22 protein-coding genes are annotated in these 23073 nt (G+C 73.2%); 11 read left to right on the forward strand and 11 right to left on the reverse strand.

Going from position 1 to position 23073, the window contains the following annotated elements; translation table 11 throughout:
* The first annotated feature begins 99 nt into the window (after positions 1-99).
* Positions 100-885, forward strand: coding sequence for a putative protein N(5)-glutamine methyltransferase (locus tag ACGWYJ_RS11245; RefSeq protein WP_395105826.1), 786 nt, complete (start codon positions 100-102; stop codon positions 883-885).
* On the opposite strand, the gene ACGWYJ_RS11250 is transcribed toward ACGWYJ_RS11245, so the two are convergent.
* Positions 882-1817 (reverse strand): carbohydrate kinase, encoded by a 936-nt coding sequence (locus ACGWYJ_RS11250; RefSeq protein ID WP_395105827.1) that lies wholly within the window; start codon positions 1815-1817, stop codon positions 882-884. The two genes, ACGWYJ_RS11245 and ACGWYJ_RS11250, sit on opposite strands and share 4 nt — an antisense overlap.
* Positions 1818-1901: 84 nt before the next feature.
* Here ACGWYJ_RS11250 and ACGWYJ_RS11255 point away from each other — a divergent pair, with 84 nt between their 5' ends.
* The 3 genes from ACGWYJ_RS11255 (at position 1902) to ACGWYJ_RS11265 (ending at position 4186) form a co-directional block, all read left to right on the forward strand.
* Positions 1902-2771: an NAD(+)/NADH kinase gene (locus tag ACGWYJ_RS11255; protein WP_395105828.1), complete on the forward strand. Its 870-nt coding sequence runs from the start codon at positions 1902-1904 to the stop codon at positions 2769-2771.
* A 115-nt stretch (positions 2772-2886) separates the two neighbouring features.
* Positions 2887-3030 carry a hypothetical protein gene (locus ACGWYJ_RS11260; RefSeq protein WP_395105829.1) on the forward strand — a complete coding sequence of 48 codons (144 nt, stop codon included), beginning with the start codon at positions 2887-2889 and terminating at the stop codon, positions 3028-3030.
* A 73-nt stretch (positions 3031-3103) separates the two neighbouring features.
* Positions 3104-4186 carry a C45 family autoproteolytic acyltransferase/hydolase gene (locus tag ACGWYJ_RS11265; protein WP_395105830.1) on the forward strand — a complete coding sequence of 361 codons (1083 nt, stop codon included), beginning with the start codon at positions 3104-3106 and terminating at the stop codon, positions 4184-4186.
* Positions 4187-4208: 22 nt separating this feature from the next.
* Here the strand turns inward: ACGWYJ_RS11265 and ACGWYJ_RS11270 are convergent, their stop codons facing one another.
* From ACGWYJ_RS11270 to ACGWYJ_RS11280, 3 genes are read right to left on the reverse strand one after another with little or no spacing between them, the layout of a single operon-like run.
* Positions 4209-5279, reverse strand: a complete 1071-nt coding sequence (locus tag ACGWYJ_RS11270; protein ID WP_395105831.1) for a LacI family DNA-binding transcriptional regulator — start codon at positions 5277-5279, stop codon at positions 4209-4211.
* Positions 5276-6478, reverse strand: coding sequence for an MFS transporter (locus tag ACGWYJ_RS11275; RefSeq protein ID WP_395105832.1), 1203 nt, complete (start codon positions 6476-6478; stop codon positions 5276-5278). The genes ACGWYJ_RS11270 and ACGWYJ_RS11275 overlap by 4 nt, the downstream gene beginning before the upstream one ends.
* Complete coding sequence (locus tag ACGWYJ_RS11280; RefSeq protein WP_395105833.1) at positions 6475-7389, reverse strand: ABC transporter substrate-binding protein; 915 nt, start codon at positions 7387-7389, stop codon at positions 6475-6477. Before ACGWYJ_RS11280 ends, ACGWYJ_RS11275 begins: the two co-directional genes overlap by 4 nt.
* 163 nt (positions 7390-7552) lie before the next feature.
* Between ACGWYJ_RS11280 and ACGWYJ_RS11285 the strand changes: the two genes are divergently transcribed.
* The 7 genes from ACGWYJ_RS11285 to ACGWYJ_RS11315 are packed head-to-tail and all read left to right on the forward strand — an operon-like array spanning position 7553 to position 15767.
* Positions 7553-8797: an amino acid ABC transporter substrate-binding protein gene (locus tag ACGWYJ_RS11285; RefSeq protein WP_395105834.1), complete on the forward strand. Its 1245-nt coding sequence runs from the start codon at positions 7553-7555 to the stop codon at positions 8795-8797.
* A gap of 3 nt (positions 8798-8800) precedes the next feature.
* Positions 8801-9679 (forward strand): branched-chain amino acid ABC transporter permease, encoded by an 879-nt coding sequence (locus ACGWYJ_RS11290; RefSeq protein WP_395105835.1) that lies wholly within the window; start codon positions 8801-8803, stop codon positions 9677-9679.
* The gene (locus ACGWYJ_RS11295) at positions 9676-11574 is read left to right on the forward strand and encodes an ATP-binding cassette domain-containing protein (protein WP_395105836.1); all 1899 of its coding nucleotides are present in this window, start codon (positions 9676-9678) and stop codon (positions 11572-11574) included. Before ACGWYJ_RS11290 ends, ACGWYJ_RS11295 begins: the two co-directional genes overlap by 4 nt.
* Before the next feature lies 1 nt (position 11575).
* Positions 11576-12415 (forward strand): ABC transporter ATP-binding protein, encoded by an 840-nt coding sequence (locus ACGWYJ_RS11300; protein WP_395105837.1) that lies wholly within the window; start codon positions 11576-11578, stop codon positions 12413-12415.
* Entirely contained in the window at positions 12352-13428 is a 1077-nt protein-coding gene (locus ACGWYJ_RS11305; RefSeq protein WP_395105838.1) for an alpha/beta hydrolase family protein, read from the forward strand. The genes ACGWYJ_RS11300 and ACGWYJ_RS11305 overlap by 64 nt, the downstream gene beginning before the upstream one ends.
* A gap of 31 nt (positions 13429-13459) precedes the next feature.
* Positions 13460-14518, forward strand: coding sequence for an NAD(P)-dependent oxidoreductase (locus tag ACGWYJ_RS11310; RefSeq protein WP_395105839.1), 1059 nt, complete (start codon positions 13460-13462; stop codon positions 14516-14518).
* A gap of 1 nt (position 14519) precedes the next feature.
* The gene (locus ACGWYJ_RS11315; RefSeq protein WP_395105840.1) at positions 14520-15767 is read left to right on the forward strand and encodes a M24 family metallopeptidase; all 1248 of its coding nucleotides are present in this window, start codon (positions 14520-14522) and stop codon (positions 15765-15767) included.
* A gap of 35 nt (positions 15768-15802) precedes the next feature.
* Here ACGWYJ_RS11315 and ACGWYJ_RS11320 read toward each other — a convergent pair whose 3' ends face one another.
* The 7 genes from ACGWYJ_RS11320 to ACGWYJ_RS11350 form a co-directional block, all read right to left on the reverse strand.
* Positions 15803-16768 (reverse strand): NAD-dependent epimerase/dehydratase family protein, encoded by a 966-nt coding sequence (locus ACGWYJ_RS11320; protein ID WP_395105841.1) that lies wholly within the window; start codon positions 16766-16768, stop codon positions 15803-15805.
* A 115-nt stretch (positions 16769-16883) separates the two neighbouring features.
* Entirely contained in the window at positions 16884-18701 is a 1818-nt protein-coding gene (locus tag ACGWYJ_RS11325) for an ABC transporter ATP-binding protein (RefSeq protein WP_395105842.1), read from the reverse strand.
* A gap of 139 nt (positions 18702-18840) precedes the next feature.
* The gene (locus tag ACGWYJ_RS11330) at positions 18841-19068 is read right to left on the reverse strand and encodes a hypothetical protein (RefSeq protein ID WP_395105843.1); all 228 of its coding nucleotides are present in this window, start codon (positions 19066-19068) and stop codon (positions 18841-18843) included.
* A 17-nt stretch (positions 19069-19085) separates the two neighbouring features.
* The gene (locus tag ACGWYJ_RS11335) at positions 19086-21167 is read right to left on the reverse strand and encodes a molybdopterin cofactor-binding domain-containing protein (RefSeq protein ID WP_395105844.1); all 2082 of its coding nucleotides are present in this window, start codon (positions 21165-21167) and stop codon (positions 19086-19088) included.
* Entirely contained in the window at positions 21164-21625 is a 462-nt protein-coding gene (locus tag ACGWYJ_RS11340) for a (2Fe-2S)-binding protein (protein ID WP_395105845.1), read from the reverse strand. Before ACGWYJ_RS11340 ends, ACGWYJ_RS11335 begins: the two co-directional genes overlap by 4 nt.
* On the reverse strand, positions 21622-22398 hold the full coding sequence (locus tag ACGWYJ_RS11345) for a GntR family transcriptional regulator (protein WP_395105846.1): 777 nt from the start codon (positions 22396-22398) through the stop codon (positions 21622-21624). Before ACGWYJ_RS11345 ends, ACGWYJ_RS11340 begins: the two co-directional genes overlap by 4 nt.
* Positions 22395-22970 carry a VOC family protein gene (locus ACGWYJ_RS11350; protein WP_395105847.1) on the reverse strand — a complete coding sequence of 192 codons (576 nt, stop codon included), beginning with the start codon at positions 22968-22970 and terminating at the stop codon, positions 22395-22397. The genes ACGWYJ_RS11345 and ACGWYJ_RS11350 overlap by 4 nt, the downstream gene beginning before the upstream one ends.
* Positions 22971-23073 lie beyond the last annotated feature (103 nt).

Raw genomic sequence — 23073 nt, forward strand, 5'->3', positions numbered from 1 at the left:
AACGTCCTTCTCGGGACGGGAAATGCACGCGTTCACCATGCGTTACCGGCGTACCGTCCCGAAAGTCGCCTTCCGCCCTCCGGTAGGGTCGGGGTCCTCATGCCGACACCTCCATCCCTTTCCCCGTCCGCGGTGGCCGCGCGCCTGCGCGCCGCGGGCTGCGTGTTCGCCGAGGACGAGGCGGACCTGCTGATCTCGACGGCGCGCACGCCCGGCGAACTGGAGGAGATGGTCGCGCGGCGCGCCGCAGGGCTGCCCCTCGAACACGTCCTGGGATGGGCGGAGTTCCACGGCCTGCGGATCGCCGTGGACCCCGGCGTCTTCGTCCCGCGCCGCCGCACCGAGTTCCTGGTGGACCAGGCCCTCGGGCTCGCCGCGTCACCGCGCGTCGTGGTCGATCTGTGCTGCGGCTCGGGCGCGGTCGGCGCGGCGCTGGCCGCCTCCCTGGGCCCGGTGGAACTGCACGCCGCCGACATCGACCCCGCCGCCGTCCGCTGCGCGCGCCGCAACCTCGCCGGTGTGGGGCGCGTGTACGAGGGCGACCTCTACGAGCCCCTCCCGGACGGCCTGCGCGGCCGGGTGGACATCCTGGCGTCCAACGTGCCCTACGTCCCGACCGGCGAGGTCGCCCTGCTGCCCGCCGAGGCACGGCTGCACGAGCCGAGGACGGCCCTGGACGGCGGCGCGGACGGGCTGGAGGTCATGAGGCGGGTGACCGAGGGCGCGCCCGAGTGGCTGGCACCCGGCGGGATCCTGCTGTTCGAGACCAGCGAACGGCAGGCGCCCGCGGCCCTCGACGCCGTCGCGGACGGCGGCCTGGAGACGCGGCTCGCGTCCTCCGGCGACCTTCACGCCACCGTCGTCATCGGGATCCGCGCCCCCTAGACGTCGCCGCGCCACGGCGGGTCCGCGCCGGGGACCAGGCAGGTCCGCGCCGCGTTCTGCACGGCGAACTCCACGGCCCGCTCCACCTCGTCCAGCGTCAGATCGGGCAGGCGCCCGCCCAGCCTGCCGTGCTCGTCCAGCCAGTGCAGGAGCCCGGCGTTGAACGCGTCCCCGGCCCCCACCGTGTCCACCGGGTCGATCGGGGGCGCGGGGACGGTGACGCGGGCGCCGTCCAGCGAGGCCAGGGCGCCCCGCGCGCCGAGGGTGACGACGACGAGCCGGACGCCGTCGCGGTGGAAGGCGTCGCAGGCCCGCTCCGGCGCGGCGCCGGGCCACAGGTGCTCCAGGTCCTCGTCGCTGAGCCGGAAGAGGTCGGCGAGCGACGTCCACCGGCCGAGCCGCTCGCGGTACAGGTCCGGCGCGACGAACGACGGCCGGACGTTCGGGTCGATCGAGACGGTCGCCCCGGCCTCCCGGGCCGCGCCGAGCAGGGTCTCGATGAGCGGGCCTCCCGGATCGCGGGCCAGGGCCATCGACCCGGCGTGCACGCACCTCACCCCGCCCGGGTCGAGGCGGGCGAGCTCGTCCGGCGTCCACTGCCAGTCGGCGGTTCCGTCGGCGTAGAACGCGTAGGCGGCGCGCCCGCTCGGGTCGAGCGAGGCGATGGCGAGGGTGGCGGGCTCGGGGGCGGCCACGGCGGCGGACAGATCGACCTTGGATCCGGCCAGGTGGTCCCGGATCAGGTCGCCGAGCGGCCCGGTGGCCAGCCGTCCCAGGAACGTGGTGGGCGTGCCGAGCCGGCTCAGGCCCACGGCCGTGTTGACGGGGCTGCCGCCGGGGCGCACCCGCAGGTTCAGGACGCCCGTCCCGGCCTGACCGGACGGGAGGAAGGCGTCGGCCACCGCCTCGCCGATCACCGCGATGTGGTTCATGGGCCAAGCCTCCCGCGAAGGCGTCCGGCGGGAAAGGCCGGGTCGGCCGTCGCCGCGGGCGGCCCCCTCCCGTACGGTGCTGGCATGGGGGAGATTGGCACGGTCGGCCTGGTGCTGCATCCCGAGCGGAACCCGCAGACCGCCGTCAACACGATCGTCGGATGGGCCACGAGCCGGGAGGCCACCGTGCTCGGCCTGCCCGACGAGGTGGACAGGATCGACTGCGCCGCCGTCCCGGTGGAGGAGCCGGAGCTGGTGGACCGCGCCGACCTGGTGGTCAGCCTGGGCGGGGACGGCACGATGCTGCGGAGCATGCGGCTGGTCTGCGGACGTCCCACGCCGGTGCTCGGCGTCAACCTGGGCCGCCTGGGCTTTCTCGCCGAGATCGACGTCGACCAGCTGCCCGACGCGCTGACCTCCATCGACCGGAACCGCTACACGGCCGAGCCGCGGATGGCGGTGATCGCCACGCTGCCGGACGGACGGTCCCTCCCCGCGTTCAACGACATCGCCATGGTGCGCTTCCCCGGCGACGGGCTGACCGCCGTGGACGTGTCGGTGGGGGGCCACTCGTTCGTCCGGTACTCCGGGGACGCGGTGATCGTGGCGACGGCGGCCGGGTCCACGGCCTACAGCTTCGCCGCCGGGGGGCCGATCGTCTCGCCCGCCGTGGAGGGCTTCCTGGTGATCCCGGCCTCGGCGCACTCGGCGTTCAACCGGGCGATCATGCTGTCGGCGGAGGAGCGGGTCACCCTGGAGCTGCTGCCGACCTCGGGGACGCTGGCCCTGGAGGTGGACGGCCAGGTCCATGCCCATCTGGAGGTGGGGGACCGGGTGACCGTCGCCGCCATCCCCGCCGCGGCCCGGGTCGTCCGGCTCGGCGTCAGCACCTTCTACGAGCGGGCACGCCGCAAGCTCCGGGTCAGCGGGAGCGTGGAGGCCGACATCCTCTAGGGTCCCTTCGCCCCAAGATCCTTTACCCGGTTCGGATGGGAATTTTTCGGATGTCCTCCGACTTGGATGGGGTGTCCCGACGACGTACTCTCTCGTTCAAGGAGGTCAGCGACCCATGAGCGCGTCTCTCGCCAACCCCCGCCGCACGCGCCTTGATCACTGGCCCGTGCGCGTTCCGGCGCCCAAGCGCGACGAGGACCGCGACCGCGAGCGCGACACCGCGCCTCGCGAGGAGGACCGGCGGCCCGAGGCGGCCTGACGGCCCTTGGCGCCGCCGTCCCCGGCCCCGCCGCCCATGGCGGGCGGCGGACCGCGCGCCCAGTATGGGAGGCATGGCCTTCCCCGCGTACATCGGCACCGGCACCACCGATCCCGCTCGCCGCGGCAGGGACTTCGGCGAGCGCGCCCGTGACGGGATCCGCCGGACGTTCGACTCCTACCTCGACCTGTTCGCCCTGATGGGCGGCGACGACCGGGCCGCGATCCGCGGCTGGGGCGAGCAGGCCCTGCACCGCACCGCCCTGTGGGCGCCCGCGCTGGCGGACGAGATCGCCGCGATCGCGGCCGGGGCGGACCTGCCCGCCTGGCGGATCGGCGCCCTCAACGCCCGCACCGAGATCCTCGCCGCCCTCCGCGCCGGGAACCGGGGCGAGTGCTCCACGGCGGTCGCGCTCCCCGGACGTGGCCTGCCTCCCCGCACCATCCAGACCTGGGACTGGCACGTCCGCATGCGGCACGTGGGCGTGCTCCGCGCCTACCGGCCGCGGGAGGGGCGTGAGGTCCGCACCTTCACCGAGTTCGGCGTGCTCGCCAAGATCGGGGTGAACTCCGCCGGGCTCGGCGTCCACTTCAACATCCTCAAGCACACCGCCGATGGCGACGGGATCGGCGTGCCCGTCCACCTGGTGGCCCGCCGCATCCTGGACGAGGCGTCCACACTGGACGAGGCGATCGGCATCGCCGGCGACGCGCCCGTCTCGGCGTCCAGCGCCATCACCGTCGCGACGTACGACGGCCGCCAGGGCGACGCCCGCGTGCTGGAGCTGTCACCCGCCGGGCTCGGCGTCGTCCCGCCGGGCGGGGACGGTTTCCTCCCGCACACCAACCACTTCCTCGACCCGGCGCTCGCTCCGGGGGAGTGGCACACCGACGACCGTCCCGGCAGCCACGACCGTCTGGCGCTGCTGCGGAAGCGATCGTACGCGCTGGCGAGCCGCGATCCCGGACTGCGGGCCGGGGCCCTGCTCAGCCACGCCCCCGGCCCTCCCGTGTGCGCGCACGCCGACCCGTCCCGGCCGCCGGACGAGCACTGGGAGACGCTCGCCACGATCATCCTCGACCTGAAGGACCACCGCCTGCGCGTCCACGAGGGCGGCCCGTGCGAGGCGACCCCCGCCACCTGGCAGACGTTCTAGCCGGCCGTTCTGGCCGGCCGATCTAGCCGGCAGCGTTCGGGGGAGCGGTGGAGTCACGGACGATCAGGCTCGCCGGAAGCAACAGAGAGCGAGGCGGGCGCTCGGGGTTGTCCAGGCAGTCGAGCAGCATGCGGGCGGCCTCGGCGCCGAGCTCGTGGTGCGGGACCCCGATGGTGGTGAGCGGCGGGCGCAGCTTGTCCAGGAACGGCATCCCGTTGTACCCGACCACGCTGATGTCGCGCGGACAGGCGATGTCCCGCTCGGCGAACACGTCGTAGCAGCCCAGCGCGATCAGGTCGTTGCCGGCGACGACGGCGGTGAACTCCGCGCCGCCGTCCAGGAGCAGGCGCATCGCGGCGGCGCCGTCGTCCTCGCTCCAGTGCGCGCATTCGACGATGAGCTGCGGGTCGTCGTCGAGCCCGTGGTCGCGGACGGCGTGCCGGAACGCGCGGGCGCGCGTCACGCCCGTGGACGTGTTGAGCGGCCCCGCCAGATGCGCGATGCGGGTGTGGCCGAGACCGGCGAGATGGGAGACGGCCAGCGCGACGCCGGCCGCGTCGTCCCCGGCCACGAACGGCAGCGCCGGATCCTGGACGCGGCGGTTGACCAGCACCATCCGCACGTCCTGCTCGCGCAGCCTGCGCAGCAGCGGGTGGTCCAGCACCGCGGTGGCGATGATCAGTCCCTCGACCTGCCGGGACCGCAGCGACTCGATCAGCGACCGCTCGCGCTCCGGATCGTTGTCGGTGTTGACGATCAGCGCGCTGTAGCCCGCGTCCTCCAGCACCGCCTCGATGCCGCGCACGATCGGCGGGAACAGCGGGTTGGTCAGGTCGGGCAGGACCAGGCCGACCGTGGCGGACCGCGCGGTCTTGAGGCTGCGCGCGATCGGGTTGGGCTGGTAGCCGAGCGCGTGCGCGGCCCGCGTCACGCGCCGCACCGTCTCGGGGCTCACCAGGTCGCGCGCCTTGGGGTTGAGCGCGCGGGACGCGGTGGCGGGGTGGACGCCCGCGGCCTCGGCGACGGTGCGGAGCGTGGGCTGCCTCGGCTCGCCGGAGCCGCCCGGCTCCTCCTGGGGCTGGTCCGGCTTCATCGTCCGTGCTCCCCCTCCGGCCGTGTCCAGCGGGTGCGTCCCACGGTCGCGGCCAGGCCGAGCGGCACCGCCAGCGCCGCGGCCATGGCGAAGATCTCGGCGTACCGTCCCGCCTCGGCGTACCCCCCGGCCAGGACGGCGGCCAGGGCGCTGCCCAGGAACAGGGCCATGGCGAAACCGGCGATGACGGTGGCACGCGCGCAGGGCAGCACCTCGGTCGCCCAGGTCTGGAGGGACGAGTGCATCGACACCCACGCCAGGCCCAGCAGCGCCGCCGCGGGCAGCGCCAGCTCGGGAGCGCGCGACAGCGCGGTCAGCGCGCAGGCCGCCGTGGCCGACACGGCGCCGAACGCGATGAGCCTGGACGTGTGGACGCGCTGCGCCGCCTTCCCCGCGAGGCGCGCGCCCCCGAGCACGGCGATCCCGTACGCGGCGGTGACCGCGCCCGCGACCGACCCGCTCGCGCCCGTCGCCTCCACGGCCGCGGGCAGCAGGGTCAGCGCGCCGAGCACCACCATCCCCTCCACGAACGCCAGCCCGAGCACCATCAGGGTGGGACGGGAGCGGGCGACGGCCGCCACGGGGGCGAGCACGCTGGCGTTGGCGCGCAGCAGCGGCGGCTCCGGGACGCGCCCCAGCGAGGCGGCGAGCAGCAGCGCCGCGGCGCCGGTGATGGCGAACACCAGCCGCCAGCTCGTGTACTGCGCGAGCGCGCCCGCGCCCGCCGAGGCCAGCGCGGTGCCCAGCGCCGCCCCCGTCATCAGGTTGGTGATCTGCGGCTGGCGGCGCGGTGCCGGGACCGTGTCGCCGACGTACACCAGGCACGCCGGGATCGCCGCGCTGAAGCAGGCGCCGGCGAGCCCCCGGGCGATCGCCAGGCCCGGCGCCGACCCGAGCGTCGCCGCGACGGCCGTCGCGGTGGCGGCCAGGACGAGCGCGGTGCGCATGGTGCGCACCAGCCCGAAACGGTCGGCGATCATGCCCCACAGCGGCTGCGTCAGCCCGTACGCCAGGAAGTAGGCGCTGGCCGCGTGCACCATCGCCGACAGCGGCGTGCCCAGGTCGCGGGCCATCGCGACCAGCATCGGCGCCATCGCGAACCGGTCCAGCGTGCTGACGAAGGTGACCAGGAGGAGCTGGCGGGGCGCCCGTTCGGGGCGGTCGCCGGGGGCCTGGCCGCGCCGGCGGGTTCGCCTCATCGGGCGTTCGCGGCGGGCAGGTCGAACAGCCCGCGGGACGGGTCGAGCGCGCCCGTGAGCGCGTCGCCGCCGCCCCGCCCGCCGGGCAGGTGACGGCGGCGCAGGGCGATGGCGGCCTCCAGCGCGGGCAGGTCGACGGATCCGTCCGCGATCAGCCCCTCGTGCGGGTCCTTCAGCCGGTCGAGGTAGCGGACCGCCAGCGTGCCGTCCAGGCCGAGCGCCGCGGCCGCCTCCTTGGCGACGACGTCGTCGGCGGTGCCCGTGGCGATCCGCCCGGCGGTGTCGCGGAGCGCGGCGGCGAGGGCGTGCACGGCCTCGCGGTCGCGGTCGCCCGCCATCGCCAGCACCGTCCCGAGGTACGGGCGGGGGACGCTCGCGATGCGGAGGGCTCCGGCGTCCTCCGCGCGCAGCTCGTTGCCCGCGTTCAGCATCGTGGCGTCGCAGCGTCCGGACAGCAGCGCCTGGAGCCTGCGGGGCGTGGAGCCGAGCGGCAGCACGCGGTAGGCGTCGCGGTCCAGGCCGAACGACTCCAGCAGCGCGTACATCGCGAGCGCGAACCCGGAGGCGGACACGTCCACCCCGATGGTCGCGCCGCGCAGGGCGTGCGCGGAGACGACGCCGGGACGCCCGTACAGCGCGAGCCCGAGACCGCGGTCGACGCCCGCGACGATCCGCACGTCGGCGGTGGCTCCCAGCGGGTTGTCCGGGACGAAGCGGTAGGCGATGACGTTGTCGGGGCTGGTGAGCGCCGCGTCGAGCTCGCCGTCCAGCAGCGAGCGGAACTGGGCCGGCGAGGACGGAACCGGGCGTTCCTCCACCTCCAGGCCGTACCGGGCCAGCACTCCCAGCCGCGCCGCCGCGCGCAGCGGCACCGACGGGCTGAACGTGCCGACCACCAGACGCCGCGTCACGAGAGGCCCTCCCTTGCGCACCCGGCCACCACACTCGATTGCATCCTCCGCGCGAAAGACGCGCGACACCCTTGACAGTAGCAGGAACACACAACATGCTCGGGCCCATCGCAATCGATTGCGGTGATCGATCAGGCGTCACCAGGCTCACCGAGGAGGGCTCATGACCGCCTCATCCCCCCGGCCATCCACCCTGCGGCGCGCGACGGCCCTCGCGGCGGCACTCACCCTCCTTCTCCCGCTCACCGCGTGCGGCGAGCGGCCGTCGGAGCAGTCGAGGGACAGCGACAAACCGCTGGTCATCGGCGCCTCGCTGCCGCTGACCGGCGACTTCGCCCAGCCCGGCAGCGAGGCGAAACGCGGCTACGAGATCTGGCGCACCATGGTCAACGCCAAGGGCGGCGTGCTCGGCCGCCAGGTCCAGCTCAAGATCACCGACGATGCCAGCAGCCAGGACACGGTGGTCGCCGACTACACCAGGCTCATCACCCAGGACCGGGTCGACCTGCTGCTCGGCACGTTCTCCTCGCTGCTGAACCACCCCGCGTCGGCGGTGGCCGAGAAGAACCGGATGGTCTTCGTCGAACCCGCGGGCGGCGCGCCCAACATGTTCGACCGCGGCTTCAAGTACCTGTTCTTCGCGCAGCCCGCCACCGCGCCGCGGCAGGCCGACGTGTTCGTCGACTACATCAAGTCGCTGCCCGCCGACCAGCGGCCCAAGACCGCCGCCTACCCCAGCCAGGACGACCCGTTCGCCGCGCCCGTCATCGAGTCGATGCGGCGGCAGCTCGAACCGCTCGGCGTGCGGACCGTCTACAGGTCCACGTACCCGGCCGACACCACCAACTTCCAGAGCGTCGCCAGCACCCTGGCCGACCGCAAGCCCGACCTCATCGCGCAGGGCGCGGTGTTCGAGGACGGCGTCGGGCTCGTGCGCTCGCTCAAGCAGCTGAACTACTCGCCGAAGATGCTGTTCCAGACCTCGGCGCCCAGCAACTCCAGCCAGTACGCCAACGGCGTCGGCGTGGCCAACACCGAGGGCGTCTTCTACACCGTCAGCTGGAACCAGGCGGCCAAGACCCCGCTGAACGCCGAGTTCGTCGCCGCGTACAAGAAGGCGTACGACAACGCCGACCCGGCCGAGGACGCCGCCGACGCCTTCGCCGCCGCGCAGGTGCTCCAGGCGGCCGTCGAGGCGGTCGGCGAGGTCGACCAGGACAAGATCCGCGACTGGCTGCACGCCAACACCGTCCAGACCATCCTCGGCCCGCTCAGCTGGAAGCCCACCGGCGAGCCCAACGGCAAGTTCCTGCTCGCCCAGTGGCAGTCCGGGCGCGTCCAGGTCGTCGGCCCGCCCGACCTGGCCACCTCGCGCGTCATCATCAACCCCAAGCCGGGCTGGAAGTAGCCGATGACGCAGCTCACTCAGGCGATCGTGCTGGGGCTGCTGATCGGCGGGGTGTACGCGCTGATGGCCTCGGGACTCACCCTGATCTTCGGGGTGATGAACATCATCAACATCGCGCACGGCGCGTTCCTGGTGCTGATCGCCATGGTCACGTGGTGGATGTGGCGGGAGACCGGCATCGACCCGATCGTCGCGTCGGTGGTCACCACCCCGCTGATGTTCGCCTTCGGCTGGGTGGTCTACACGCTGGTGATCTCCCGGGTGCGGAACGCGCCGCCGTCCATGTCCGTCCTGCTGACCTTCGGCTTCGCGATGGTCATCGAGGGCGTGCTGAACGTCACGGCGGGCAACAAGTTCAAGTCGGCCGCCCCGTCCTACTTCGAGGAGTCGTTCAGGGTCGGCGGGATCTCGCTGCCCAAGGCGCAGCTGTTCGGGTTCCTGGCGGCGATGGCGGTGCTGGCCGTCCTGTACTTCGTGCTCACCCGCACCTGGACGGGACGCGCGATCCGCGCCGCGACGCAGAACCCCTCGGGCGCCGCGCTGGTCGGGGTCGGCGCGTCCGGCACCGCCGCCCTGGCGTTCGCGATCGGCGCCGCCACCACCGGCGTCGGCGGGTCCATCCTGTCGGTGCTGTACCCGTTCTTCCCGGCGTCCCACTACGACTGGATCTCGCGGCTGCTGGGCATCGTGGTGCTCGGCGGCATGGGCAGCCTGCCCGGCGCGCTGGCCGGCGCGACCATCCTGGGCCTGGCCGAGACGCTGACCGCCACCTACGGCTCGCTGGCCTGGTCGACCCTGGTCTTCTACCTCGTCATCATGGCCGTCCTGCTCTTCCGCCCGCACGGCCTGTTCGGCGCGCGGCTGCGGGAGGACGCGCCATGACGGAACGGGAGAGCGCGCCGAAGAGCACGGGGCCGCTGAGGCGGATCCCCCGGATCCATCTGATCGCCCTGGCATGCCTGCTCGCGCTGCTGCTGTACCCGGTGATCAACCCGTGGGAGCCGTACCCGCAGGGCGTCCTGCTGCTCGGGTTCCTGCTGGCGGTGCAGGCGTCCGCCTGGAACATCATCTCCGGGTACGCGGGCTACGTCTCCATCGGCCACAGCATGTTCCTCGGGCTCGGCGCGTACACCGCGGGCATCATGGCCGTGCGGTGGGACGTCAACCCGCTGCTGTCGGCGCCGCTGGGCGGGGTCGTGGCGACGGTCATCGCGGTGGCGATCGGGTCGGTGGTGCTGCGCACGCGCGGCCACGCCTTCGTCATCATCACGATCGCGATGCTGCTGGCCGCGCAGATCCTCGCGGTGAACGCCCGGGGCCTGACGCTGGGCTCGGACGGCATCACGCTGCCCCTGCCGTTCTGGGGGCGCGACTACCAGAACATCCCCTTCTACTACATCTTCCTGGTCATGGTCGTGCTGACCGTGGCGTTCAGCGCGTGGCTGCGCCGCACCAAGTTCGGCGCCGGGCTGGTCGCGATCCGCGAGGACGAGGGCAAGGCCGCCTCGATCGGCGTCAACACGACCCGCTTCAAGATCGTGGCCTATGCGGCGAGCGCGTTCCCGATCGGGGTGGCGGGCTCCGTCTACGCCTACTACCTGACCTTCATCAACCCGGTCGGGTCGTTCGCGATCCTGGGCAGCGTCACGATCGTCCTGGCCTGCCTGGCCGGTGGGCGCGGGACCCTGTACGGCCCCGTCCTCGGCGCGTTCGTGGTCAACCTGGTCAGCGAGGCCGCCAACGTCTACGGGGGCGGTGACTCGGCTCGGGTGCTGCTGTTCGGGCTGGCGCTGATGGTGGTGGTGCTGTTCCTGCCCAGGGGATTGCTGCCCACGGTCGAGTCGTGGTGGCGCCGCCGTCACCCCGCCGACGTCGAGTTCATCGACCAGAAGGGCGCGCTGGAGGCACGGGCCGCGCGGTCCGGTCCCGACCTGCCGTCTCCGGCCGTCTCACGCGCCGCGCGGGCCTCCGACGAGGCCGGCGCGGGACGGGTGCTGCTGGAGGTGCGCGGCGCGTCCAAGCGGTTCGGCGGGCTGAGGGCGGTGGACGGCGCCGACCTGACCGTGCGGCAGGGCACCATCACCGGGCTGATCGGGCCCAACGGGTCCGGCAAGACCACGCTGTTCAACCTGGTCACCGGCGGGATGACGGCCGACGCCGGGGAGATCTGGTTCGACGGGCGGCGGATCGACCGGCTACGGCCCTGGGTGCGGGGCCACCTCGGGCTCGGCCGCACCTACCAGGTGACCCGGCTGTTCAAGGACATGACCGTCCAGGAGAACGTGGTCGCGCCGCAGCCCGACGCGCGCTGGCGGACGATGGTGGCCGGCGCCGTGCGCGGCCACGAGGCCGAACGGGCGCGCGAGCTGCTCGACATCGTCGGCCTGGCGCGGTTCGCGGACGAGCCCGCGGGCTCGCTGTCCTTCGGGCAGCAGAAGCTGGTCGAGCTGGCGCAGGTGCTGATGCTGGAGCCGAAGCTGATCCTGCTGGACGAGCCCGCGGGCGGCGTGAATCCCAGCATGCTGGGCGTGCTGACCGGGGTGATCCGCGAGCTGAACGCGGCCGGGATGACCTTCCTGATCGTCGAGCACAACATCCCGCTGGTGCTGGAGCTGTGCGACCCGATCGTGGTGTTCTCGCGGGGCAGGCCGATCGCCGAGGGCCCGCCGGGAACGATCCGCGAGGATCCCGCCGTGATGGACGCCTACCTGGGCGAGGACTTCCGCCTGGAGCCGGCGGGGCCCGCCGGGCCTCCGGCCGGGGAGGGGGCGCGCTGAGATGCTGACGCTGACCTCGGTGGTCGCCGGCTACGGCGGCGGCATGGTGCTCCGCGGCGTGGACCTGCACTGCGCGGAGGGGACGATCACCTGTGTGGTCGGCCCGAACGGCGCGGGCAAGTCCACCGTGCTGCGCGTGATCAGCGGGCTGCTGCGGTGCGGCGAGGGCGAGATCACGATGGACGGCGAGCCGATCGGCGACCGCACGCCCGACGAGATCCTGCGCCGCGGGATCGCGCAGGTGCCGCAGTCGCGGGCGCTGTTCCCCACCATGTCCGTGCACGAGAACGTGCTGATGGGCGGGTACCTGATCCGCAAGGACCGGGCGCTGCTGCGCGAGCGCCTGGACATGGTGCGCGAGCGCGTCCCGATCGTGGCGGAGCGGGCCCGCGACCACGCCGGCAACCTCAGCGGCGGGCAGCGCCGGATGGTGGAGATCGCCCGCTGTCTGATGCTGGACCCCAAGATCATCCTGCTGGACGAGCCGTCGCTGGGCCTGGACCCGCAGAGCCTCGCCGGGGTGGCCGGGCTCATCGGCGACCTGCACCGGTCCGGCACCACGGTGCTGCTGGTGGAGCAGAACGTCCGGCTCGGGCTCGGGCTGGCCACGCACGGCGTGGTGATGGAGGGCGGCAAGGTCAGGATGGCCGGTCCCGCCGCGTCCATCAGGGACGACCCGGAGATCGCCGCGCTGTACCTGGGCGGCGCTCCCGGCACGGCGCCGCCACCGCTCCCGGGCGGCACGGCGGCGCCCTCCGATTCACAGAAAGGCGGAGCATGGACGATCGGGTCGCGTCGGCCATCGCACACTGGGGACCGCGCTTCACCACCAATGGGGTGACCGTCGCCGACTTCGGCCGGGTCACCCAGGGGCTTGAGCACTGGCGGGACTGGTGCGCGGCCTGGTCGGCGGTCGCCGCCGAGCACGAGACGCTGGGACGGGACGCCCTGGCCGAGGGCCGCGCGCTGTCGGCGGGACAGCATCTGGAACGCGCCGCGATCTACTACCACTTCGCCAAGTTCGTGTTCGTCGAGGACCTGGACCAGATGCGCGAGGCGCACGCGAACGCGGTGCGGTGCCTGAACGACGCCCTGCCGCACCTGTCCCCGCCGGGGCACCGCGTCGAGATCCCGTTCGAGGGATCGCGGCTGGCCGGCGTCCTGCGGGTCCCCTCCGGCGGCGCCGCTCCGTACCCGGCCGTGCTCCTGATCTCCGGGCTCGACTCCACGAAGGAGGAGCAGCGCACCGTCGAGCGGACCTTCCTCGACCGCGGGATCGCCACGTTCAGCGTGGACGGCCCGGGGCAGGGCGAGGCCGAGTACGACCTGCCCATCCGCGGCGACTGGTCACGTCCCGGCGAGGCGTTCCTGGACGCGCTGGGCGCGCGGCCGGAGATCGACGCGGACCGGATCGCCGTGTGGGGCGTCAGCCTCGGCGGCTACTACGCGCCGCGCGTCGCCGCCGCCGTGGGCGACCGCGTCAAGGCGTGCGTGGCGCTCGCCGGCCCGTACGACTTCGGCGACTGCTGGTCCGGGCTCCCCGCGCTCACCCGCGACACCTTCCGCGTCCGGTCGTCCGCCGGGACCGACGAGGAGGCGCGCCGCATCGCCTCGACGCTCACCCTGGACGGTCACGCGAAGCGGATCACCGCGCCGCTGCTGATCGTGTTCGGCCGCAAGGACCGCCTCATCCCCTGGCGGCACGCGGAGCGCCTGGCCGGGGCGGCGGGCGGCGAGGTGGAGTTGCTGATGCTGGAGGAGGCCAACCACGGCTGCGCGGACCGCGCGCCCTGGCACCGCCCGTACACGGCCGACTGGGTCGCGGCCCGGCTCGGAACGGCGGAAAACCCATGAGAATCGCAAACGATTGTGGAGGCAGGGGCAGATGACACGAGTCGATTCCCGGTGGGGGGACGACCCCCCACACCCCCCGCAAGAACCAGCCGATGCCCGGTGGGGGGACGACCCCCCACACCCCCCGCGAGGGCAAGCCGACCGCCCTTCGGACACTCGAGCGGTCGGCTGGATCGGAACCGGCCGGATGGGCGCCGCGATGGCGGAGCGGCTGGCGCGGGCGGGCGTGGACCTCACCGCCTGGAACCGCACCCTCGCCAAGGCCGAACCGCTGAAGGAACACGGCGCGTCCGTGTGCGCCTCGCTCACCGATCTGCGTGACAGGGACGTGGTCTTCACCACGGTCGGCACCTCCGAGGACCTGGAGGACGTGCTGCTGGCCGAGGGCGGGTTGCTGGGCGGGGACGCCGTGCCCGGCGTCGTCGTGGACTGCTCCACGGTGTCGCCGGAGGCGTCCGCCCGGGTACGGGCCGCCTGCGAGGAACGCGGCGCCGCCTTTCTCGCCGCGCCCGTCAGCGGCAACGCCAAGGTCGTCAAGTCCGGGAAGCTCAGCCTGGTGGTGTCCGGGCCCCGCGAGACCTACGACAAGGTCGCGCCGCTGCTGGACCTGCTCGGCCGCGGCTCGACCTACGTCGGCGAGGGGGAGAAGGCGCGGCTGGTGAAGATCGCGCACAACCTGATGCTGGGCGTGGTCACCCAGACGCTGGCCGAGATCACCGTCCTGGCCGAGAAGGGCGGCGTCCCGCGTCACGCCTTCCTGGAGTTCTTCAACAACAGCGTGATGGGCTCGGGCTTCACCCGCTACAAGTCGCCCGCGTTCGTGAACCTCGACTACCGGCCCACGTTCACGCCCGTCCTGCTGCGCAAGGACTTCGACCTCGGCCTGGACGCGGCACGGCGGCTCGGCGTCCCCCTGCCCGTCACCGCGCTCACCGCGCAGCTCATCCAGGCCAGCGTCGCGACCGGTCGGGTGGACGAGGACTTCGCGATCCTGCTGGACCTTCAGGCCGCCGCGGCCGGGCTCGACCTCGTCCCGGAGAACGTGGAGGTCGACGACGGCCTCGGCACCGGCCCCGAGGAAGGAGACTGAGATGACGGCGGAGGCCGCCCCGCTGCCCGCCCCAGGGCACATGGGCGTCGACTACGAGCAGCGCGTCGACTTCGACCGGCTCCGCGAGTACCGGCTGGGCCGCGCCAAGGCGTCCCTGGAGGCCAGCGAGTGCGGCGCGTTCCTCCTCTTCGACTTCTACAACATCCGGTACGTCACGCAGACCTGGATCGGCGGCGCGCTCGGCGACAAGATGACCCGCTACGCCCTGCTGACCCGCGGCGGCGAGCCGAAACTGTGGGACTTCGGCTCCGCCGCCCGCCACCACCGCCTCTACAGCCCGTGGCTGGACCCCGCCGACTGCCACGCCGGGATGCTGGGCCTGCGCGGCGCCATCGCCCCCAGCGCCGGGCTCATGGAGGACGCCGTCCGCCAGATCAAGGGCCTCCTGGAGGACGCGGGCGTGGCGGACGCGCCCGTCGGCGTCGACATCGTCGAACCCCCGTTCCTGTTCGAGATGCAGCGCCAGGGCCTCACCGTCGTGGACGCCCAGCAGCTCATGCTGGACGCCCGGCAGCTCAAGTCCCAGGACGAGATCACCCTGCTCACCCAGGCGGCCGCGATGGTCGACGGCGTCTACCAGGACATCGTCGAGGCGCTGAAGCCCGGGATCCGCGAGAACGAGATCGTCGCCCTGGCCAACCAGCGCCTCTACGCGATGGGCTCCGACCAGGTCGAGGCGATCAACGCGGTCAGCGGGGAACGCTGCAACCCGCACCCGCACAACTTCTCCGACCGCCTGATACGGCCGGGCGACCAGGCGTTCTTCGACATCATCCACTCCTTCAACGGCTACCGGACCTGTTACTACCGCACGTTCAGCGTCGGCAGCGCCACCCCCAGCCAGCGCGACGCCTACACCAAGGCGCGGGAGTGGATGGACGCCTCCATCGACATGATCAAGCCCGGCGTCACCACCGACCAGGTCGCCTCCGTCTGGCCCCGCGCCACCGAGTTCGGCTTCGAGGACGAGATGGCGGCCTTCGGCCTCCAGTTCGGCCACGGCCTGGGCCTGGGCCTGCACGAACGCCCCATCATCTCCCGCCTCAACAGCATGCGCGAACCGATCGAGCTGCAACCCGGCATGGTCTTCGCCCTGGAGACCTACTGCCCGGCCGACGACGGCTTCTCGGCGGCCCGCATCGAGGAGGAGGTCGTCGTCACCGAGACCGGCTCCCGGATCCTCACCCTGTTCCCCGCCCAGGACCTGGTCGTGGCCAACCCGTACTGACAACCCGCACTCGCCACGGCCCGGCCGCCCGCCGGTCAGGCCGCCGTGCCGGGGGCCGCGGGCGAGTCTTCGAGCAGGGCGTCGCGGAAGCCCTCACGCCAGGAGGGGTGGCTCGGCGCCCAGCCCAGTTCCCGCTTGGCCTTGGCGTTGGAGAAGGCGCGGCCCTCGGTCATCACCGACACCGCCACCGTCCCGCCGAGCGGGCGGGCCAGCCACGCGGGGACGCGCAGCGGCGGCTTCGCTCCCGCGCACGCGGCCAGGTGCGGCACCCACTCGCGGGCGGGGGCCGGATCGTCGTCGACGATGTTGAACACGCCCCTGGCCCGCGACTCCACCGCCAGCACGGTCGCGGACGCGGCGTCGTCCAGATGGATCCACGAGCAGTGCCCGGCGCCGCCGCCGATGACGGGGAGCTGCCGCTTGCGCACCGGCTCGACGAGGGCGTCCATGGCGCCCGGCCCGTAGAACCAGCCGTAGCGCAGGACGGCGCCGCCGACCCGGCCGACCGCGTCCTCGACGTGGCGGATCGCCGCCATCCCGGGCTCGGCGGGCGTTCCCGTCATCGGGTCCAGCGGGTCCTCCTCGGTCTTCACCCAGCCGCCCCCGCGGATGCCGTTCCAGCCGGCGTAGCTCTGCGCGACGACATGGGGGACACCGGCCGCCTCGGCGGCGGCCAGCAGGTGGTCCGTCCCCTCGGTGCGCAGCCGGTTGGTGCCGGCGAACCACCGGTCCATGTGCTTCATGTCGGCCTTGCCGGCGTGCGCCGTGCCGATCGCCGTCATCTGATGCACGATCACGTCCGGACGGGCCGCCGCCACCGCCTCGCGGACCGACGCCGCGTCCAGCCCGTCCATCACGACGCCCTCCGCGCCCAGCCGCGCCAGCAGGCCCAGCCTGGCCGCTCCCGTCGTCGTGGCCGTCACCTGGTGGCCCCGCTCCACCAGCCGCGGCACCAGCGTGCGGCCCAGCACCCCGGACCCGCCTGCCAAGAACACCCGCATGATCGTTCCTTCCCTGGCCCTGTTCATAGAACGTGTCTCCACAACCCGAGACGAGTCACTCCGCCCGTCCGTGACATGCGGCGGAGCGGAGCAGGGAGGCGCGGCGGCCGATCCGTCAGGCCGGGCGGCGGGTGTCCTCGGTGAGGTCCTCGGTGAGGAAGCCGCCGGACTGGTGATGCCAAAGGCGGGCGTAGGGCCCCTTGGACTGGAGGAGCTCCCGGTGCGAGCCCTGTTCCACGACCCGGCCGCGGTCGAGGACGACCAGGCGGTCCATGCGGACGACCGTGCTCAGCCGGTGCGCGACGACCAGCGCGGTGCGGTCGCGCATCAGGCGCCACAGGGCCTCCTGGACGAGGAGTTCGCTCTCGGAGTCCAGGGCGCTGGTGGCCTCGTCCAGCAGCAGGATCGGGGCGTCCCGCAGGATGGCGCGGGCGAGCGCCACGCGCTGCCGCTGGCCACCGGAGAGCTTGACGCCCCGCTCGCCGACCAGCGTGTCGAAGCCGTGCGGCAGCCCTTCGGCGAACTCGGTGACGTGCGCCGCCCGCGCGGCCCGCATGATCTCGGCCTCGGTGGCGCCGGGCCGGGCGAAGGCGATGTTGTCGCGCACCGACCGGTGGAACATCGCGGGTTCCTGCGGGACGTACGCGATCAGCCCGCGCAGGTCGGCCTGGCGCAGCCGCGCGATGTCCTGGCCGCCGACCAGGATCCGGCCGCCGTCGACGTCCATGAGGCGCAGCAGCAGCCGGGTCAGGCTGGTCTTGCCGCCGCCGGACCGGCCCACCAGGCCGACCTTGGCACCGCTGGGGATCTCCAGGTCCAGCTTCTCGAACAGGGGCGGGCCGTCGCCGTACGCGAAGCGCACCCGCTCGAAGCGGACCGCCGTGTCGGCCGGGCGCAGCGGCAGCGGATCGGGCGGATCCACGACCGTCGGCGGCACCAGGAGCAGCTCGGTGAACTGGGCGGACTCGGTGAGGGTGCTCTCCAGCCGCCGGTAGATCTGGTTGAACTCGAACATGATCCGGGTGGCGTGGGTGTAGTAGGAGAACGTCACCACGACGGCCTCCACCCCCAGCCCGCCGCGCAGCGCCACCGCGGCGAGCAGCCCGAGGGTGGCGGTCAGGATCGACATCGGCGCGACGATCGTGTCCACCCGGAGGTTGCCGTAGTCCCAGGACCGCAGCGTCAGGCGGTACTGCTCGGCGACCCGGCCGCGGAACTCGGCGGCCTCCCGCCGCTCGGCGGCGAACGCGCGGACCGTCTCCATGTTGGTCATCACGTCGGCGACGTGGCCCGACACCCGCACCTTGGCCGCCTCGCGCTCGTCCACCAGCACCTGCCGGCGGCGGATGAACGGGAAGACGAGGAAACCGGTGACGATGATCAGTCCGACCAGCACGAGGACGAGGACCGGGTGATACCGCCACAGCACCACCGAGGCGAAGGACAGCGGCACCACATTCGCCATGATGGAGAAAACGAGGGCGTCGGCGAAGTGCTCGAAGCCCCCGGAATAGCCCAATATCCGTTTGGTCAGCGAACCGGCGAAATTATCTTGGAAAAAGGCGGCGTCCTTGGCCAGCAACTCGTCCATGCCCTCGATGGCGAGCCGCTCGATGCCCCGGCCCTCCATCCGGTTGACGAAGTGCAGCCCCGCCCGCCACAGCGACTCGCCCGCCAGCATCAGCCCGGCGAAGCATAAGAGGTAGGGCAGGAGCGCCGCGAGATCGCTCTCGCCGCCGCCGGCCAGATGCCCCACCAGGGCCGCCACCACCAGCGGTGTCAGATAGAACAGGAAGGTGTTCCCGAGCGCGGGCAGCGCCATCGCCGGCAGCGAGACCCGCCATTGACGGCGCAGCACGCGGCCGTAATGACGCACGGCCAGCAGAACCGCCCGCCGCCGGAGCGACCGGCCGCCGCCTCGTTCCGCCAGCACGGCCCACCACCCTCCCCAAGCCGGTGCCCGTCCATGCTGCCGTGGGCCACCGGAAATGGCGAGCGCTTTTTCGTGCGTACCGTTTTTCGGCGCAGGGTTTATCGCGTTCCGGCCTTGACCTTGCCGAAGGCGCGGGCGGTCACGGTCGTGCCCGCTCGGCGAGCAGGCGCCAGGCCGTCATCGGGGTTCTGCCCTTGTCGTCGCGCGGCCATTCGCTGATCTCACCGAGGCCATCGGGCACCACCCCGAGAATGCTCGCGGGCTCCAGCGCCTCGATGTCCCAGCCTTCGGCGAACAGGTCGCGTAGCCGGGGCTCGGTGAGCCGGCCGCGGTCCGGAGTGTCTGGGGGCTGTGGATCGTCAGGCATGGGTTCTCCATCGGCGGTCAGCCGTTGATGGCGTCCATGACGGCTTCTGGGGTGAGGGGGAGATCGCGGACCCGGACGCCGTCGAGGGCGTCGGCGACGGCGTTGGCGAGGGCGGCCGCGGTGGGGCCTTGGGCGGCCTCCCCGGCGCCCACCGAGGGCGTGCCGGGGTGCTCGACGATGTCGACGGTGACGTGCGGGGTCTCGGAGAAGCGGAGGATGGGGTAGGACTCCCAGTCGCCGCTGGTGATCCGGCGGCGGTCGAAGCGGACCCGTTCCTTGAGCGTCCAGCTCGTGGCCTGGACGGCGCCGCCTTCGATCTGGTTGCGGACGCCGTCGGGGTTGACCACCCGGCCCACGTCCACCGCGATGGTCAGGCGCCGCGCGCGGATCCGCCGCCCGGCCTCGACGTCGGCGACCACCGCGCAGTAGGCACCGGCGTTCTTGTACTGGGCGAAGCCGAGGCCGCGGCCGCCGTCCTCGAAGGGCGGGGGAGTGCCCCAGCCGGCGGCCTCGGCGGCGCGTTCGAGGACGGCGCGGGCGCGGTCGTCGGTGAGGTGGGCGAGGCGGAACTCCAGCGGGTCGGCGCCGGCGGCCCCGGCCAGCTCGTCCATGAAGGACTCGATCGCGAAGACGTTCATGAACGCGCCCAGCGAGCGCAGCGCCGACGACCGGATCGGGGTCTCCAGCAGCCGGTGCCCGGTGACGCGGCGGTGCGGGAACGCGTAGATCGGGACGGCGTTGCGGAGCGAACCGCCGCCGCGTTCGAGCGGGGGGTCGGCCGCGGCGGGCAGAGCGAGCGGGTTCTCCAGGTACGCGCCGGCGAGAAGGCCGGGGGCGCCGGCGAAGCCGGGACGGGCGGCGTGGCCCTGGCTCCACAGCTCGTACTCCCAGGAGGTCACGCGGCCCGTCGCCTCGTCGAGGGTCGCCGACACGTCCGCCGACATCGCGGAGCCGAACGGCGCCCAGGTCAGCTCGTCCTGCCGGGTCCACTGGACGAGCACGGGCCGGCCGGGAACGGCCCGTGCCAGCAGGACGGCGTCGAAGGCCGCGTCGTCGGCGGCGTTGTGACCGTAGCAGCCGGCGCCGTCGACGTGGTCGACGTGGACGCGGGACTCCTCCAGTCCGAGGGAGCCGGCGATCGCGGTGCGCAGAGGGTGGATGCCCTGGCTGTGCGTCCAGACCGAGAGGGTGCCGTCGTCGTTCCAGCGGGCCGCGGCGCAGCTCGGCGCCATGGACGCGTGCGCGATGAAGGGCCTGCCGTAGCGTGCCCGCAGCCTGCGGCCGGTGGCGGGCGGCTCGCCGACGGTGGGTGTCTCGATGGTCCGATGGGGGCCCGAGCGCAGGTAGGCGTGCAGGTCGTTCTCGTCGGGGAGGGTGTCGCGCTCGTCCCATTCGGCGGTGTCGCGGAGGGTCGCGAGGGCTCGGGTCGCCGCGGCCTCGTCCGCGGCGACGACACCGAGGAACGAGCCGTCCCGGACCACGGTGACCTGGGGGTCCAACCGCGACGCGCCGTACCGGAGGAGCCTGGCGCCCGGGGAGGGCGGGCGCAGCACGCGGCCGAAGAGCTGGCCGGGGAGGCGCAGGTCGTGCAGGTAGGCCGGTCGCCCCGCCACCTTGGCCGGCAGGTCGAGCCTGGGCAGGCTCCCGCCGATCTGCCCGGTGGGTTCGGCGGGCGCGCCCGCCGCCGCGTCCGGGTCCACGGGGACGCCGAGGTCGACGCTCTCGGCCAGCTCGCCGTAGGAGGTGGTGAGGTCTCCGCAGGAGAGCCGCCCGTCCCGGACGGTGATCATTCCGGGGCCGACCTCCCAGCGGCGGGCGGCCTCGGCCACGAACAACGCGCGCGCCTGGGCGCAGGCCGCCCGCAGCGCGGGGCCGGACGTGGCGATCGACAGGCTTCCGGCGGTGAAGCCCTCGTTCGGGCCGTACCGGGTGCTGGCGGGCAGCATCCGTATCCGCTCCGGAGGGACGCCCAGCGTGTCGGCGGCGATCTGCGAGAGGGCGGTGACGATCCCCTGGCCGATCTCGACCTTGCCGACCCGCACCTCGATCGTCCCGTCCGGTCCGACGGTCACATGGCGGGAGACCGGGGCGCCCGTCATTTCCGCACCTCCGCCAGGATGGCCTGGACGACGCGTCGCTGCACGCCGCAGCGGCACAGGTTGCGGTCCAGGGCCTCGGTGACCTCCTCCTCCGACGGTTCCGGGGTGGCGTCCAGCAGCGCGGCGGCGTTCACCGCGATCCCGGAGATGCAGTACGCGCACTGCGCCGCCTGGCCGTCCAGGATCGCCTGCTGGACGCGGTGCAGGACGCCGTCGCCGCCCAGCCCCTCCACCGTCACCACCGTCTTGCCCTGCGCCGACCACATCGGGGTGTCGCAGGACGGGACCACGGCGCCGTCCAGCATCACGAAGCACGCGCCGCACTGGCCGAGGCCGCAGCCGAAGCGGGTGCCGCGCAGGCCGAGCTCGTTGCGCAGGACGTGCAGCAGCGAGGTGCCCGGATCGGCCTCCACGGTGACGTGCTCGCCGTTGACGGTGAGCGTGAACGACTGCGTCATCCGGCGGGCCTCTCCGATCCGGCCGGGCCCTCCGAGAAGACCTCCGGGTGGCGGGACAGCTCGATGCGGGTGCGGCGGATGTGCCCGCTCAGATACCGCTCGGCGTCGACGGCGTCGCGGCGCTGCACGGCGTCCAGCAGCAGCCGGTGCTCGGCGTGCACCACCCAGCGCCGCTCCGGGCCGGTGAGGTGCATGAACGCGCGGCGGTAGTGCTGGGTGGAGTTCCACAGCCGCACCACCATCGCCAGGAGCTGGTCGATCAGGCAGCCCCGGTAGGTCAGCAGGTGGAACTCGCGGTCGAGGGTGAGGAACTCGCCGACGTCGGTGTTCGCCTCGATCCGGAGCTGGAGGTCCCTGAGGCGGTCGAGGTCGTCCTCGGTGAGGTGCGGGAGGCTCTCGGCGAGCGCCAAGGGCTCCAGGCGCTCCCGCATCTGGTAGATCACGTCCACCTCGTGCATGTCGAGCCGGGGGACGCGGGCGCCCTTGTGTGCCTCGTGCTCGGTGAGCCCCTCGGCCTCCAGCATGCGCAGGGCCTCGCGCACCGGCAGCCTGCTCGCGCCGAACCTCGCCGCGACCTCCTCCTGCCGGATCCGCTCGCCGGGCGCGATCCGGCCGCTGAGGATCTCCTCCCGCAGACATCCGGCGATCCGCCTGCTCGCCGCCTCCGGGGTCGCCTGCTTCGGGGACGCCGGTCTCCGCGCGGCCTGCTTCTGCGCGCTCTGCTTCTGCGCCGGCTCCCGGTCCGGCGTCTCGCGGGCCGCGTCCGGCGTCATGACCCGCCCGCCCGATCCCGGCCGGGGGCGCCGCGCGTCCAGGCGGCCGGGCGGTCCCGCGCGGGCAGGCGGTCGAACGCCTTGCCGCCCGGGTAGGAGACGAGCTCGAACTGCATCCCCCACGGGGCGAGGAAGTACACCCAGCGCTGCCCCTCGCTCGGCCCCTTGCTGACGGTCGGCTCGCCCAGGATCGTGACGTCCCGCTCACGCAGGTACGCGACGGCGGCGTCCAGGTCCTCCACGTACAGCGCGACGTGGTGCCCGCCGATGTCGCTGTTCCTGGGGACGGCGGTCCGCTGGTCCGGCGAGGCGTACTCGAACACCTCGAAGATCGCCTGGCCGCCGCAGCGGAAGAAGTGCAGCTCCCGCATCACCGCCCGGGGATGGACGCCCAGACGCTCGGCCATCCACTCGCCCTCGTCGTCGCGGAACGGCCCGAGCGTGTACAGGTACTCGCAGCCCAGGACGTCGACCAGGAACCGGGTGGCCTCCTCCAGGTCGGGCACGGTGAACCCGATGTGGTCGAGGCCGGTCAGTCCGGGCAGCCCCGGCGCCCCGGAACCAGCGTCCATCACGCACCCCTCCCCGCCCTGCCACGGTAACCGTATTGGATCCAGGTATCGTATGCAGCCGCTCACCACCGGTCCAGGCTCCCGATCGGTCTGGATTTTGGAT

The organism is Actinomadura sp. SCN-SB, assembly GCF_043906805.1.
Taxonomy (GTDB): domain Bacteria; phylum Actinomycetota; class Actinomycetes; order Streptosporangiales; family Streptosporangiaceae; genus Spirillospora.